This window comes from Bradyrhizobium dasycarpum, from assembly GCF_042019905.1.
In the GTDB taxonomy this organism is placed as follows: domain Bacteria; phylum Pseudomonadota; class Alphaproteobacteria; order Rhizobiales; family Xanthobacteraceae; genus Bradyrhizobium; species Bradyrhizobium japonicum_B.
The window spans coordinates 2540452-2554601 of the sequence record NZ_CP169574.1; the positions used below are offsets into that span (position 1 = coordinate 2540452).

A 14150-nucleotide genomic window follows, 5' to 3' on the forward strand; every position below is an offset into this window, starting at 1 on the left:
AAAACGACGAAGCAATCCACACTGTTTCCGCGGAGAGATTTCTGGATTGCTTCGCTTCACTCGCAATGACGAGGCAGGTCTTGTAGGGTGGGCAAAGCGGAGCGTGCCCACGTTCTTTCGTATAATTGAGAGATGGTGGGCACGGCGCTTTGCGCCTTTGCCCACCCTACTGCACCCGCGCCTATTTCACCTCCGCCAGCGCCGCCAGGATGCGGGCCCAGGAGCGGATGCCTTTCTGGAAGCTGCGCAGGTCGTACTTCTCGTTCGGGGAGTGGATGTTGTCGTCGTCGAGGCCGAAGCCGACCAGCAGTGAATCGAGGCCAAGCGTGCGCTTGAAGTCGGCGACGATCGGGATCGAGGCGCCGGAGCCCATCAGCACGGTCTCCTTGCCCCACTCGTCCGTGAGCGCCTTGCTGGCGGCGGCGAGCGGCTTCATGTTCCAGTCGAGGGCGACGGCGGGCGCGGCGGAATGGTCGCCGAACTCGACCTTGCAGTCGCCCGGGAGCCGTGCGGTGACGTAATCGCGGAAGGCTTTGCGGATCTTTTGCGGGTCCTGCCCTTCGACCAGGCGGAACGAGACCTTGGCCGAGGCATGCGAGGGGATCACCGTCTTGGAGCCCTCGCCGATATAGCCGCCCCAGATGCCGTTGACGTCGCAGGTCGGGCGCGACGAGGCCTGCTCGATCAGCAGGCGCCCCTTCTCGCCGGCAGGGATCGACAGGCCGATCGGCTTCAGGAACATCTCGGGCGTCAGGTTGAGCTTCTTCCATTGCGCGAGGATGTCGGGCGGCAGATCCTTCACCCCGTCATAGAAGCCGGGAATGGTGATGCGGTTGTCGTCGTCGAACAGGCCGCCCAGGATTTTCGTGAGCACCCGGATCGGGTTCATCGCGCTGCCGCCGAACACGCCGGAATGCAGGTCGCGATTGGCGGCGGTGATCTTCAGCTCTTCATAGAGCAGGCCGCGCAGCGAGGTCGTGATCGCCGGCGTGTTGCGGTCCCACATGCCGGTGTCGCAGACCAGCACGTAGTCGGCCTTGAACTCGTCCTTGTTGGCCTCGATGAAGGGCACGAAATTCTTCGAGCCGACCTCCTCCTCGCCCTCGATCAGGAAGGTGACGTCGATCGGCAGCGAGCCCGTCACCTTTTTCCAGGCGCGGCAGGCTTCCACGAAGGTCATCACCTGGCCCTTGTCGTCCTCGGCGCCGCGCGCGACGATGATCTTGCGGCCGTCGGCGTGGTCGGTCACCACGGGCTCGAACGGCGGGCGGTGCCAGAGATCGAGCGGGTCGACCGGCTGCACGTCATAATGGCCGTAAAAGATCACATGCGGCCGCCCGCCGGCTCCGGTCTTGCCGACGATGGCGGGATGGCCCGCAGTCGGCCTCACCTCGGTGGCGACACCGAGGCTCGCAATGTCCTTGGCGAGATGGTCCGCCGCCGCTTTGCAATCCCCGGCAAAGGCCGGATCCGCGGAGATCGACTTGATCCGGAGGAGCGCGAACAGACGCTCCAGGCTGTTGTCGAAGTCCTTGTCGATGTGGTCGAGCACGGATTGAAGCTGCGCATTGGCCATGATCGTGTTCCTGATTGCCGGGTGTCGAGATGCGCTTTTAGCGCTGCCGCCGCGGCGGTGCCAGCCACGTCACGGCATCGCAACCCCGCCGAAGGCGCGCCTCGGAAGGATGCGCTTTAGCGCCGCAGCAATCCGCCGAGCGCGCCGCGGACCAGCGTGCGGCCGATCGAGCCGCCGAGCTGGCCACCGAGCGATTTGCCGATATTGGCCGCCATCCCGCCGATCACCTGGTTGGTGACCGATCGCGTCACGTCGCGCGCGATGACCTGGCCGGTCGACAGCCGGCCGCGCTTGACGTTGGTGCCGAACACGGTGCCGACGATCGAGCCGATCTGGCCGAGAATGCCGCCGCTCCCGCCAGCCGGGCTGTCGGCCGTCGCCGCCGTGCCGGCAATGCGCTTCTGGATCATCTCGTAAGCGGATTCTTCGTCGACGGCGGTGTCGTATTTGCCCTTCACCGGGCTTGCAGCCATGATCGCCTTGCGCTCGTCGGGCGTGATCGATCCGATGCGGGCCGACGGCGGACGGATCATCACCCGCTCGACCATGGCGGGCGTGCCATTGCCCTCGAGGAAGGACACCAGCGCCTCGCCCTTGCCGAGCTCCGTGATCACCTTGGCCGTGTCGAGCTTCGGGTTGGGCCGGAAGGTCTGGGCCGCAGCCGCGACCGCCTTCTGGTCGCGCGGGGTGAAGGCGCGCAGCGCGTGCTGCACCCGGTTACCCAGCTGTCCGAGCACACGGTCCGGCACGTCGATCGGGTTCTGCGTTACGAAGTAGACGCCGACGCCCTTGGAGCGGATCAGGCGGACCACCTGCTCGATCTTGTCCAACAGCGCCTTGGGCGCGTCATTGAACAACAGATGCGCCTCGTCGAAGAAGAACACCAGCTTCGGCTTGGGCAGATCGCCGGCCTCGGGCAGCTCTTCGAACAGCTCCGACAACATCCACAGCAGGAAGGTCGCATAAAGCCGGGGGTTCTGCAGCAGCTTGTCGGCGACCAGGATATTGACCATGCCGCGGCCGTCGCGGTCGGTCTTCATGAAGTCCTCCAGCGCCAGCGCCGGCTCGCCGAAGAATTTGGTGCCGCCCTGGTTCTCCAGCACCAGGAGCTGGCGCTGGATGGTGCCGACGGTGGCCTTGGTGACGTTGCCGAACCCCTGCGCGGCCTTGCGGATGAGGGCGAGCGGATCCTCCTCTGCGTCCGCCGCTTTCTTCCCGCCATTGGGCACGATGGCGTCGAGCAGCGCGCGCAGATCCTTCATATCGACGAGGGTCAGTCCGGCGTCGTCGGCGACGCGGAAGGCGACGTTGAGCACGCCTTCCTGCACGTCGTTCAGATCGAGCATGCGCGCGAGCAGAAGCGGCCCCATCTCGGTGACGGTCGCGCGCACCGGATGGCCCTGCTCGCCGAACACGTCCCAGAACACCGTCGAGAACTGGTCGGGCTGGAAATTGAGCCCCATTGCGGAGGCGCGCTTGAGGATGAAGTCCGCGGGCACGCCGACCTCTGAGATGCCGGAGAGATCGCCCTTGATGTCGGCGGCGAAGACCGGAACACCGGCGCGCGCAAATCCTTCCGCCATCACCTGGAGCGTCACGGTCTTGCCAGTTCCGGTTGCACCGGTGACGAGGCCGTGGCGATTGGCGAGCGCCAGCGTCAGCCAGGCCTGCTCGTCTCCCTTGCCGACGAAGATCTTGTCGTCGGTATCGCCGAGCTTGCTGTCCTGTGCGGTCATTCTTCTCTCTGATCTCTTCTTGCCGGGTTTCGCGTATCGAAATTCGAATGCACCAGTTCCGTAGTTTAACGCATGTCGCGCGCCGATTAAAACCATTCAACGCGCTCGAAGCATGCGACATCGCCGGAAACAGACGGACGACATCAGCCGAAAGTAGGAGCGAGCCGTTCGCAACGCGGCAATTTTTCGCCGATTCCATCCCCTCTCTTGCACCGCTGCAACACTTTTCGCGCCTTGGAAGATGAATCGCTCCGACGCCCGCGTTCATCGCTTGAATTTCACATCACACCGGCTCAAGATCATGCTCGAAACAAATACTCCGGCATGCAACCGGCTGAGGGGCGGACCTTATGGACGAACTGATCGGGCGGCTGGCGACAAACGCCAGCATAGATAGTGCTGTCGCTGAAAAGACCGTCGGCATCATCCTGGGCTTCCTCCGCAGCGAGGGTCCTCCCGATAGCGTGCAGGCCCTGATCGATCAGATTCCCGGAGCGGAAGCCGCGATCGCGGCATCCAGCAGCGGCGGCGGACTGTCGCGGCTGATGGGGGGCGGCCTGATGGCGGTCGGCACGCGCCTGATGGGCCTGGGGCTCGGCATGTCCGATATTCAAAACGTCGCCCGTGAACTTTTCCGCTACGGTCGAGACAAAATCGGAGCGGATCAGATGGGCAAGATCGTTGCGGGGACGCCGGGCCTCAGCCAGTTCGCCTGAAGCTTCGGCATTTCATATCGAGTATCATGACATATCCGATCTCCGAGATTGAGGGCCTGTCGGTCTTTGCCGCCAACAAGCTGAAGGCGCAGGGCATCCGCACCACCGACGCGCTGCTCGAGGCTGCCGGCACGGTGAAGGGCCGCAAGGCGCTTTCCGCCAAGACCGGCATCAGCGAGCAGCTGCTGCTGGAATGGGCCAACGTGTCCGACTACATGCGCATCCCCGGCATGGGCCGGGCCAAGGTCGGTCTGGTCCGCGCCGCCGGCGTCACCACCGTGCGCGAGCTCGCCTACAGGAATCCGGCAAGGCTCGCCCAGAGCATGCGCGACGCCAACGAGAAGAAGAAGCTGCTGCGAATCCTGCCCTCCGAGAAGTCGGTCGGCGACATCATCGCCAAGGCGAAGAAACTGCAGCCGAAGATCACGTATTAGGACGGTCTTTCGCGAACGGACTCTTGCGCGGCTTCCTCGGTGTTCGCCGGGGCGACAGCCGGGGTGATGCGCGAGAATGCCCAATTATCGACGCCGCCCGCCCACACCGACCCCCTATCCGCGACTTGACTCCCCCTCCGCGCCCGCTAAAGCGGGCGCCATGAATGCCTCGCCCTCCCCATCCGTCCCGCCGGCCGGCTCGGCCGGGCCGAATGTGCTGCGGACGCTGCTGGAACGGCCGATCCCGGCGGTGATGGGCGTGCTCAACGTCACCCCGGACTCCTTCTCCGACGGCGGCGAGTTCATCACGCCGGAGCTGGCGCTCGCGCGGGCGCGGGCGATGATCGAGGCTGGCGTCGACATCATCGATATCGGCGCCGAGTCCACCCGGCCCTACAAGGGCGCCAAGCCCGTCAGCGCGGACGACGAGCTTGCCCGGCTGAAGCCGGTGCTGGCTGGGGTCGTCGCTCTCGGCGTGCCGGTCTCCATCGACAGCATGAAGGCGGAGGTGGTGGCCCATGCGCTCGACCAAGGCGTGGCGGTCGTCAACGACGTCTGGGGCCTGCAGCGCGACGCCGCCATGGCCCCGCTGGTAGCCGCAAGAGGCGTGCCCGTCATCGTCATGCACAACCGCGACGACGTCGATCCCGCCATCGACATCATCACGGACATGAAGACGTTCTTCCTGCACTCGCTCGACATCGCCGCAAAGGCCGGCATCGCGCGCGACAGGATCGTGCTCGATCCCGGCATCGGCTTCGGCAAGACCGCCGAGCAGAGCATGACCGCGCTGGCGCGCCTGCACGATTTCGCGATGTTCGGCCTGCCAATCCTGGTCGGCGCCTCGCGCAAGCGCTTCATCGCCTCGGTATCGCCGTCCGAGCCGAAGGAGCGGCTCGCCGGCTCGATCGCCGCGCATCTGATCGCCGCGCAGCGCGGCGCCAGGATCATCCGCACCCATGACGTCGCCGAGACCCTGCAGGCGCTGCGGGTGGCGAACGCAATCGAGGGCAAGCAATGACCGACACGATCTTCGTCACCGGCCTGTCGATCCACGCCCGCCACGGCGTGATGGATCACGAGACCGAGGTCGGCCAGCGCTTCGTCATCGATCTCGAACTCTATACCGACCTGTCGGAGCCTTCGCGCAGCGACCGGCTCGCCGATACGGTGTCCTACGCCGAGGTCGTGGCGACGACGACGGCGGCGTTCAAGGACACCAGTTACAAGCTGTTGGAGCGCGCGGCGGGCGCGGTCGCCGACGCCATCCTGTCGCACTTCCCGCGCATCCGCGCCGTGAAGGTCACCGTGCACAAGCCGCATGCGCCGATCGCCGCGATCTTCGACGACGTCGGCATCGTGCTGACCCGCTCGCGGCATCCGTGAAATGGCGAGCGTGCTGATCGCGCTCGGCGGCAATGTCGGCGATGTTCGCGCGACGTTCCGCAAGGCGATCGCCCACATCTGCGGCATGGCGCAAGGCGCATTGATCGCGCGCTCCTCGGACTATGGCACGCCGCCCTGGGGCGACGAGGACCAGGCTCCTTTCATCAACGCCTGCATCGAGATCGAGACCGACCTCGATCCGCACGCGCTTCTGTTCGTGCTGCAGAAGGTCGAGCAGAAATTCGGCCGCACGCGGGCGAAGGATCGGCGCTGGGGCCCGCGCACGCTCGATCTCGACATGATCGCCTATGACGACGTGTCCTTGCAGAAGCCCGACCTGACTTTGCCGCATCCGCGCCTGTTCGAGCGCGCTTTCGTGCTGGTGCCGCTGGCCGAAATCGCACCCGAGCGCGTGATCTCGGGCATTCGTGTGCGCGACGGGCTCGCCAGCGTCTCGACGCAGGGTATTGAGCGGCTTCCGGATACCGGTTAACCAAAAACAACCGTTTGCAGGGACGGTCCGCCGTGGCAATTTCGCCTGCGAATAACGACACGCTCGGGAGCCCCTCGCCGCATGACCTCCGTGACTGACGACCTGCCGCTGGCGGCGGATTTTCCCAAGGCGACTGTCGAAGACTGGCGCAAGCTGGTCGATGGCGTGCTGAAGGGCGCGCCGTTCGAGAAGCTGGTCGGCAAGACCTATGACGGGATCAAGATCGATCCGCTTTATCCACGCGCCGAGGGCGTTGCGCCCGTGGTGGGGCGGCCGGCCGCCGCGCCCTGGCAAATCATGCAGCGGATCGACCATCCCGATGCGGCGCTCGCGAATGCGCAGGCGTTGCAGGATCTGGAGAACGGCGCGACCGGGCTCGCGCTGGTGTTCGCCGGCGCCAACGGTGCCCGCGGTTTCGGCCTGGAACCTTCAGCCGACGCGGTGGCCAAGGTCCTGAAGGATATTCATCTCGACGCCGGGATCGGCCTCGAGCTCGAGGTCGGTCCGCAATCGCGGATGGCGGCGATCCATGTCGCGGAATATGTGAAGAGCCAAGGCCTCGATCCCGCCGCCTGCAACATCCGCTTCGGGCTCGATCCGCTCGCGGCCGGCGCGGTGTGGGGACACAGCCCCTATACCTGGGACGAAATCGCGCCCGCAATCACCGGCGCCATCAAGGGCCTCTCTGCGCTCGGCTTCAAGGGGCCGTTCGCTTCCGCCGACGGACGGGTGATTCACGATGCCGGCGGCTCCGAGGTGCAGGAACTCGGCTTCGTGCTCGCCTGCGGCGTCGCTTATCTGCGCGCGATCGAAGGCGCCGGCATTCCGCTGGAAGCGGCGCAGGGCATGATCTATGCACGGCTTTCCGCCGATGCGGACCAGTTCCTGACCATGGCCAAATTCCGCGCGCTACGGCTGCTCTGGGCGCGCATCGAAACGGCCTGCGGGCTCGCGCCAAAGCCACTGTTCATCGCCGCCGATACGGCCTGGCGCATGCTGACGCAGCGCGACCCCTACGTGAACATGCTACGCGCGACCATCGCGACGTTCGCCGCCGGCCTCGCCAGTGCCAACGCGATCACGGTGCTGCCGCATACGCTGGCGCTCGGCCTTCCCGATCCGTTCGCGCGGCGCGTGGCGCGCAACACGCAGCTCCTGCTCCTGGAAGAAAGCAACCTCGCCAAGGTCAGCGATCCCGCAGCAGGCAGCGGCGGCATCGAGACGCTGACGGCGCAGCTCTGCGAGGCCGCCTGGGCGCTGTTCCGGGAGAGCGAAAAGGCCGGCGGCGCCTTTGCCGCGCTTCAGCAAGGCCTGTTTCAGAGCAAGGTCGCCGCCGCGCGCAAGGCGCGTGAGGCCAACATCGCAAAGCGCCGCGACGTGCTGACCGGCGCCAGCGAGTTCCCAAACCTGCACGAGAGCGAAGCGACCGTGCTGACGGCGACGCCGATTGCGCTGGCACCATACGGCGAGCAGAAATACAGGTTCGATCCGCTGCGGCCGATCCGGCTCGCGGAACCGTTCGAGGCGCTGCGCGACAAATCGGACGCCGTGCTGAAGGCACGCCGCGCGCGGCCCAAAGTATTCCTTGCCAATCTCGGCACGCCCGCCGATTTCACGGCCCGCGCGACCTTCGCCAAGAGCTTCTTCGAGGCCGGCGGCATCCAGGCCATCGACAGCGAGGGCTTTGCCGATCCGGCCAAGCTGGCCGCCGCCTTCAAGGCCTCCGGCGCCGAGCTCGCCTGCCTCTGTTCCGGCGACAAGGTCTATGCCGATCGCGCGGAACCTGCCGCGAAGGCCCTGCAAAGTGCAGGCGCCCGACATATCTATCTGGCGGGCCGCCCGACCGATGCCGAGGCGGTGCTGCGGGCCGCCGGCGTCACGGGTTTTGTCTTCGCCGGAGGCGATGCGCTTGCCACGCTGCAAGACGCCTACCGACGGATGGAGCAGCCATGACCGACGCCAGCAAACCCGTTCTCACCGGCGGCTGCCAATGCGGCGCGGTGCGCTTCGCAGTGACGACGGCGCCGAACCGGGTCTCGATCTGCCATTGCCGGATGTGTCAAAAGGCAGCCGGTGCGCCGTTCGCTTCCTTTGCCGACATCAACAAGACGGACTTTGCCTGGACCAGGGGACAGCCCTCGTTCTTTCGCTCCTCGACTATCGCCGAGCGCGGATTCTGCGCCGCCTGCGGCACGCCGCTGAGCTTCGGCCGCATCGACGGCGACCGGATCGAGATCATGACCGGCGCCTTCGACCGCCCCGACCGGGTGATCCCGACGCGGCAGTTCGGCACCGAATCCCGCCTCGGCTGGGTCGTCGGCATCGCCAACCTGCCGAGCCAGACCACACAGCAGAATTACGGACCGGAGAAGATGGCGACCATCGTCAGCCATCAGCATCCGGATCATGATTGAGCGCCTATGATATGGTTGAAGCCATGAGCCGCATTCCGAACTTTGCCGATGTCGCCTTCGAGAGGGCAACCACTGCAGCACCCGCCGGCAGCGCCGAGCCGTGGCTGACGCCCGAGGGCATTCTGGTGAAGCCCGCTTATGGCGAGGCTGATCTCGCCGGGCTCGACTTCCTCGAGACCTATCCCGGCATCGCGCCCTATCTGCGCGGTCCCTACCCGACGATGTACGTCAACCAGCCCTGGACCGTCCGGCAATATGCCGGCTTCTCCACGGCAGAGGATTCCAACGCGTTCTACCGCCGCAACCTGGCGGCGGGGCAGAAGGGCCTCTCGGTCGCCTTCGACCTTGCCACCCATCGCGGCTATGACAGCGACCATCCGCGCGTTGGCGGCGACGTCGGCATGGCCGGCGTCGCCATCGATTCCATCTACGACATGCGCACGCTGTTCGCGGGGATTCCGCTCGACCAGATGAGCGTGTCGATGACCATGAACGGCGCGGTGCTGCCGATCCTCGCGCTCTACGTCGCCGCCGCCGAGGAACAGGGCGTGCCGCCGGAGAAGCTGTCGGGCACCATTCAGAACGACATTCTGAAAGAGTTCATGGTGCGCAACACCTACATCTATCCGCCGGCGCCCTCGATGCGGATCATCTCGGACATCTTCGCCTACACCTCGCAAAAGATGCCGAAATACAATTCGATCTCGATCTCCGGCTATCACATGCAGGAGGCCGGGGCGACGCAGGACCTCGAGCTTGCCTATACGCTCGCCGACGGCGTCGAATATTTGCGCGCCGGCCTTGCCGCCGGCCTCGACGTCGACCGCTTCGCCCCGCGGCTGTCGTTCTTCTGGGCGATCGGCATGAACTTCTTCATGGAGGTCGCCAAGCTGCGCGCCGCGCGCCTGCTCTGGGCCAAGCTCCTGAAGCCGTTCAACCCGAGGGATCCGCGCTCGCTGTCGCTGCGCACGCATAGCCAGACCTCGGGCTGGTCGCTGACCGCGCAGGACGTCTTCAACAACGTCATGCGCACCACGGTCGAGGCGATGGCGGCCACCCAGGGCCACACCCAGTCGCTGCACACCAACGCGCTCGACGAAGCCCTGGCGCTGCCGACCGACTTCTCGGCCCGCATCGCCCGCAACACCCAGCTGTTTCTGCAGCAGGAGAGCGGCACCACCCGCATCATCGATCCCTGGGGCGGCTCATATTATGTCGAGCGGCTGACGCGCGACCTCGCAGCCAAGGCATGGGCCCACATCCAGGAGGTCGAGGAGCTCGGCGGCATGGCGAAGGCGATCGAGGCCGGCCTGCCGAAGCTGCGGATCGAGGAGGCTTCGGCGAAGACGCAGGCACGCATCGACGCCGGAAAGCAGGCGGTGATCGGCGTCAACAAGTACAAGCCGACCGACGAGGACAGCATCGAGATCCTGAAGGTCGACAATTCCAACGTCCGCCGCCTGCAGGTCGACAAGCTGACGCGACTGAAAGCCGAGCGCAACCAGAAGGACGTCGATGCCGCGCTCGCCGCGATCACGCGCTCGGCCGGCGAAGGCAACGGCAATCTGCTCGCGCTCGCCATCGACGCGGCGCGGGCCAAGGCGACCGTCGGCGAGATCTCGGACGCGATGGAGAAGGTGTTCGGCCGGCACCGCGCCGAGATCAAATCCATCACCGGCGTCTACAAGCGGGAGGCGTCCAGCATGGGCAACCAGGTCGAGAAGGTTCAGGCGCTGATCGACGCCTTCGAGGAGGCGGAAGGCCGCCGCCCGCGCATCCTGGTCGCCAAGATCGGCCAGGACGGCCACGACCGCGGCCAGAAGGTGATCGCCTCGGCCTTCGCCGACATCGGCTTCGACGTCGACATCGGGCCGCTGTTTGCGACCGCCGACGAAGCCGCCCGGCAGGCGGTCGAGAACGACGTGCACATCCTCGGCGTCTCCTCGCTCGCCGCCGCGCACCTCACCGCCGTGCCGGAGCTGAAGGCCGCGCTGAAGAAGCAGGGCCGCGACGACATCATGATCATCGTCGGCGGCGTGGTGCCGCCGCAGGATTACGATGCGCTCTATGCCGCCGGTGCGGAGGCGATCTTCCCGCCGGGCACGGTGATCGCGGAAGCCGCCGAGGAGCTGATCCGCAAGCTGAACGCCCGTCTCGGGCATAGCGAGGCGGCGGAGTAGCTTCGGCATCTATCTTCCGGCAAGAAGGATTTTGCGTGATGTTTCTCGCGCCAATGCTCACGCGTGCGCTCACCGTCGCCATGGTTTGCAGCGCGCTGTTTGGTCCCGCCCACGCCGTCGATCCAAGCCCGACGCCGTCGTCAGGACCAAGAGCATCGAGGCACGCGTGTTCCTCGACGACAGGATCAAGGCGGACGCGGCACTGGCGGCGGATTGCCTCGCGGAGGGCAAGAAGTGGCTCGACAAGAATGCCGCGGAAGCTGCCGCCGCGCGCAAGGCCGATGCGCAGTTCTCCAGGGACGGTGGCTGGGAGTTCGAGCGCAAATATGAGATCCGCTCCGTCGTTGCGGACCGCTATGTCAGCATCCTGCGCAACGACTACATGAATACGAGGGGTGCGCATCCGAACTCGGACGTGAACACGATCCTGTGGGACAAGGCCGACACCAAGCGCATCTCGATCCGCCCGTTCTTCACCGAGACCGCCGACAACGGGGCGACCATGAAGGCGATGGCGAAGGCCATCATCGCCTCGCTCAAGGCGGAGAAGAAGAAGCGCGATGCCAGCGAGACCGCGACCGACGAGTGGTTGGAAGGGGTCGCGCCGAGCCTGCTGAAGATCGGCGCGGTGACGCTGGCGCCCTCGACCGAAGCGGGCAAGAGTTCCGGCCTCACCTTCCACTATCCGCCCTACGCCGTCGGTCCCTATGCCGAGGGCGAGTATGTCGCCTTCGTGCCGTGGGAGACGCTGAAGCCTTACCTGAGCGCGGAAGGCACCCGCATCTTCGGCGGCGCACGGCCGAAGGGCGACGCCGAGGAGCTGTGAGCGATATCGCTAAGACCGCCGATGGGCGCGCGCCAATGTCCGCGCAAGCGAATCCGTCCAATCGGGAATCCAGGACGCAAACAGGGCTTGCCAGCGGTCGGCGTCCGCAGGCTCGGTCTCGAGGGCGACCGACCATTCGATCAGAGTGCGGTCGCCTTCCACGATCGGGCGCAGATGCATGGTGCCTTGATAGCGCGTCGGCGCGGGCGTCCGGTTTCCGTCCTCTAGCGGATACGGCAGCGCTTCGAGACCGGCATAGGTCAGGGTGTGCTGCCGGTCCGAATGATCGACCAGGCGCTGGCGGATCCAGTTTCCGAGATAGCAGAAGCGTCTGATGGCGCCGACTTCATCGCCGCGCTTGTCGTCCTCGATCACGCTCTCGCTCACGCCGTCGATATAGGCGGGATAATTGTTGAAGTCGCGGATCAGCGACCAGACGTCGTCCAGCGGGCAGTCCAGCACGGCGCTGTAATAGGCTTGAGTCATCGATAGCTTGCCTTTGGCTTTGGTTACGCGCTCAGGTTGGCGAAGCATGCCGGCAAAACCCACCCGATTTCCGACGGCCCATCCAAAGGGCATGCTGTTTTCACACAACATGTCGATCTCCTTGGTAGCGCTACCTTGCGGCGGTGCTGCAAAGCCGACTAGAATGTCGCCATTGATCAAGAGCGCCCGGCATCACGGGCGCCGCTGGGAGGCATTCAATGTCCAAGATTTCGCGCCGTACCTTTGCGGCTTCGACCGCCGCCGTCGCGGCATCCGCCGCTTTCGGGTTCAAGCCCGCACTCGCTCAGGCCTATCCGTCCCGGCCGGTCACCGTGATCGTGCCCTGGGGCGCCGGCGGCGGCACCGATGCGACCGCGCGCATCGTCGCCGCACTGCTGGAGAAGGATCTCGGCCAGCCCTTCAACGTGGTCAACCGCACTGGAGGCTCCGGCGTGGTCGGACACAGCGCGATCGCGACCGCGCAGCCCGACGGCTACACGATCGGCATGCTCACCGTCGAAATCTCGATGATGCACTGGCAGGGCCTCACCGAGCTGACGCCGAAGAGCTACACGCCGCTGGCCCTGATGAACGAGGATCCCCCCGGCATCCAGGTCTCCTCGTCCTCGCCCTACAAGACCGTCAAGGAGCTCGCGGACGCGATCAAGGCCGCGCCTCCGGGCAAGTTCAAGGCTTCGGGCACCGGCCAGGGCGGCATCTGGCATCTGGCGCTGGTCGGCTGGATGCAGGCGATGGGCCTGCCCGCCAACCAGGTCGCCTGGGTGCCGTCGAACGGTGCGGCGCCCGCGATGCAGGATCTTGCCGCCGGCGGGCTCGACCTCACCACCTGCTCGGTGCCGGAGGCGCGCGCCATCATCGAGGCCGGCAAGGCCAGAAGCCTCGCCATCATGGCGCCGGCACGCAATCCGGTCTTCAAGGACGTGCCGACGCTGAAGGAGGCGATGGGCATCGACTACGCGACCGGTGCCTGGCGCGGCATCGGCGCACCGAAGGGCCTGCCGCCTGAGATCGCAACCAAGCTCACTGCGGCGCTGAAGAAGGTCTACGATTCCGCCGAGTTCAAGGACTTCATGAGCAATCGCGGCTTCGGCACGGTGTGGGGCGATGCCGCCCACTTCGCCAGCTTTATGGACAAGGGCGACGCCCAGATGGGCGGAGCGATGAAGGCGGCCGGCCTCAGCAAGGCGTGATCCGATACTGCGGCGCTCCGCGCTGAGGGGTCCTTCACCTCTCCCCGGCTGCGGGGAGAGGTCGAATTCGAGCAAAGCTCGAATTCGGGTGAGGAGGACTCCCCGCGCATCCAACTCGCTCCGTCCCCGCGGAGACTCCCCCTCACCCCGACCTTCTCCCCGCACGCGGGGAGAGGGAGAAGATCAAGGCTCTCTCCCATGCGTCTTCCCGACTCCGTCACGGGATCGTTTCTCGTCGCCCTCGGCGCGGCGGCCGCCTATGGCGGCTGGATCTTGCCGCCGGTGCCCGGGCAGCCGGTCGGCCCCAACGTGTTTCCGCTGGTGATCGGCACGGGGCTGGCGCTGTGCGGGCTCGCGATCGTGTTCGGGATCGGCCGCTCCTTCGAGGAGGAGGAAGAGCTGATCCCGCTGGAGGACGGCCAGGCAGCAGTCCCGCCGCCGCAAGGCAGGCTCTATGGCCTGCGCGCTCTGCTGCCGCCGCTGCTGCTGCTGTTCTACGTGGTCGCAGCCGACAGGCTCGGCTTCATCGTCACTGCAGCGATCATGGTCTACGTCACCTCGACCGCGCTCGGCGCCAAGTGGAAGCTGGCGCTGCCGCTCGCCGCGCTCTCGCCCTTCGCCGTCCACCTCATCTTCGGCAAGCTGCTCCGCGTGCCGCTGCCCGCCGGCCTGCTGCCGACGCCCTGGTAATC

13 protein-coding genes and 1 pseudogene are annotated in these 14150 nt (G+C 66.1%); 11 read left to right on the forward strand and 3 right to left on the reverse strand.

Annotated elements, in window-relative coordinates; genetic code table 11:
- Positions 1-181: 181 nt before the first annotated feature.
- Positions 182-1576 (reverse strand): M20/M25/M40 family metallo-hydrolase, encoded by a 1395-nt coding sequence (locus tag ACETMP_RS12495; RefSeq protein ID WP_375161160.1) that lies wholly within the window; start codon positions 1574-1576, stop codon positions 182-184.
- A gap of 116 nt (positions 1577-1692) precedes the next feature.
- On the reverse strand, positions 1693-3312 hold the full coding sequence (locus ACETMP_RS12500; protein ID WP_375161161.1) for a helicase HerA-like domain-containing protein: 1620 nt from the start codon (positions 3310-3312) through the stop codon (positions 1693-1695).
- A gap of 350 nt (positions 3313-3662) precedes the next feature.
- Here ACETMP_RS12500 and ACETMP_RS12505 point away from each other — a divergent pair, with 350 nt between their 5' ends.
- From ACETMP_RS12505 to ACETMP_RS12545, 9 genes and pseudogenes are all read left to right on the forward strand, one after another.
- Positions 3663-4028 carry a DUF2267 domain-containing protein gene (locus ACETMP_RS12505; RefSeq protein WP_375161162.1) on the forward strand — a complete coding sequence of 122 codons (366 nt, stop codon included), beginning with the start codon at positions 3663-3665 and terminating at the stop codon, positions 4026-4028.
- Positions 4029-4054: 26 nt separating this feature from the next.
- Positions 4055-4462 (forward strand): DUF4332 domain-containing protein, encoded by a 408-nt coding sequence (locus ACETMP_RS12510; protein ID WP_097662917.1) that lies wholly within the window; start codon positions 4055-4057, stop codon positions 4460-4462.
- Positions 4463-4622: 160 nt separating this feature from the next.
- Positions 4623-5483, forward strand: a complete 861-nt coding sequence (gene folP / locus ACETMP_RS12515) for a dihydropteroate synthase (protein WP_375161163.1) — start codon at positions 4623-4625, stop codon at positions 5481-5483.
- Positions 5480-5848 carry a dihydroneopterin aldolase gene (gene folB / locus ACETMP_RS12520; RefSeq protein WP_375161164.1) on the forward strand — a complete coding sequence of 123 codons (369 nt, stop codon included), beginning with the start codon at positions 5480-5482 and terminating at the stop codon, positions 5846-5848. The genes folP and folB overlap by 4 nt, the downstream gene beginning before the upstream one ends.
- Before the next feature lies 1 nt (position 5849).
- Positions 5850-6341 (forward strand): 2-amino-4-hydroxy-6-hydroxymethyldihydropteridine diphosphokinase, encoded by a 492-nt coding sequence (gene folK / locus ACETMP_RS12525; RefSeq protein WP_375161165.1) that lies wholly within the window; start codon positions 5850-5852, stop codon positions 6339-6341.
- Between the two features lie 81 nt (positions 6342-6422).
- On the forward strand, positions 6423-8294 hold the full coding sequence (locus ACETMP_RS12530; RefSeq protein WP_375161166.1) for a methylmalonyl-CoA mutase family protein: 1872 nt from the start codon (positions 6423-6425) through the stop codon (positions 8292-8294).
- Complete coding sequence (locus ACETMP_RS12535) at positions 8291-8755, forward strand: GFA family protein (protein ID WP_257177503.1); 465 nt, start codon at positions 8291-8293, stop codon at positions 8753-8755. The genes ACETMP_RS12530 and ACETMP_RS12535 overlap by 4 nt, the downstream gene beginning before the upstream one ends.
- Positions 8756-8778: 23 nt before the next feature.
- On the forward strand, positions 8779-10935 hold the full coding sequence (gene scpA, locus ACETMP_RS12540) for a methylmalonyl-CoA mutase (protein ID WP_375161897.1): 2157 nt from the start codon (positions 8779-8781) through the stop codon (positions 10933-10935).
- 80 nt (positions 10936-11015) lie between these two features.
- Positions 11016-11761 (forward strand): annotated as a pseudogene (locus tag ACETMP_RS12545) (DUF3298 domain-containing protein).
- A gap of 9 nt (positions 11762-11770) precedes the next feature.
- Here ACETMP_RS12545 and ACETMP_RS12550 read toward each other — a convergent pair.
- A complete protein-coding gene (locus ACETMP_RS12550; protein ID WP_375161167.1) occupies positions 11771-12427 on the reverse strand; it encodes an SRPBCC family protein in 657 nt (218 codons plus the stop codon).
- A 38-nt stretch (positions 12428-12465) separates the two neighbouring features.
- On the opposite strand from ACETMP_RS12550, the gene ACETMP_RS12555 reads away from it, so the two are divergent.
- Together ACETMP_RS12555 and ACETMP_RS12560 are read left to right on the forward strand one after the other, a co-directional pair.
- A complete protein-coding gene (locus ACETMP_RS12555) occupies positions 12466-13458 on the forward strand; it encodes a tripartite tricarboxylate transporter substrate binding protein (RefSeq protein WP_375161168.1) in 993 nt (330 codons plus the stop codon).
- Between the two features lie 198 nt (positions 13459-13656).
- Complete coding sequence (locus tag ACETMP_RS12560) at positions 13657-14148, forward strand: tripartite tricarboxylate transporter TctB family protein (protein ID WP_375161169.1); 492 nt, start codon at positions 13657-13659, stop codon at positions 14146-14148.
- Positions 14149-14150: the final 2 nt, after the last annotated feature.

Bases quoted from the DNA above. Each gene is read 5' to 3' on its own strand.
- ACETMP_RS12495 (WP_375161160.1), bottom strand. From the start codon at position 1,576: ATGGCCAATGCGCAGCTTCAATCCGTGCTCGACCACATCGACAAGGAC.
- ACETMP_RS12500 (WP_375161161.1), bottom strand. From the start codon at position 3,312: ATGACCGCACAGGACAGCAAGCTCGGCGATACCGACGACAAGATCTTC.
- ACETMP_RS12505 (WP_375161162.1), top strand. From the start codon at position 3,663: ATGGACGAACTGATCGGGCGGCTGGCGACAAACGCCAGCATAGATAGT.
- ACETMP_RS12510 (WP_097662917.1), top strand. From the start codon at position 4,055: ATGACATATCCGATCTCCGAGATTGAGGGCCTGTCGGTCTTTGCCGCC.
- folP (WP_375161163.1), top strand. From the start codon at position 4,623: ATGAATGCCTCGCCCTCCCCATCCGTCCCGCCGGCCGGCTCGGCCGGG.
- folB (WP_375161164.1), top strand. From the start codon at position 5,480: ATGACCGACACGATCTTCGTCACCGGCCTGTCGATCCACGCCCGCCAC.
- folK (WP_375161165.1), top strand. From the start codon at position 5,850: ATGGCGAGCGTGCTGATCGCGCTCGGCGGCAATGTCGGCGATGTTCGC.
- ACETMP_RS12530 (WP_375161166.1), top strand. From the start codon at position 6,423: ATGACCTCCGTGACTGACGACCTGCCGCTGGCGGCGGATTTTCCCAAG.
- ACETMP_RS12535 (WP_257177503.1), top strand. From the start codon at position 8,291: ATGACCGACGCCAGCAAACCCGTTCTCACCGGCGGCTGCCAATGCGGC.
- scpA (WP_375161897.1), top strand. From the start codon at position 8,779: ATGAGCCGCATTCCGAACTTTGCCGATGTCGCCTTCGAGAGGGCAACC.
- ACETMP_RS12555 (WP_375161168.1), top strand. From the start codon at position 12,466: ATGTCCAAGATTTCGCGCCGTACCTTTGCGGCTTCGACCGCCGCCGTC.
- ACETMP_RS12560 (WP_375161169.1), top strand. From the start codon at position 13,657: ATGCGTCTTCCCGACTCCGTCACGGGATCGTTTCTCGTCGCCCTCGGC.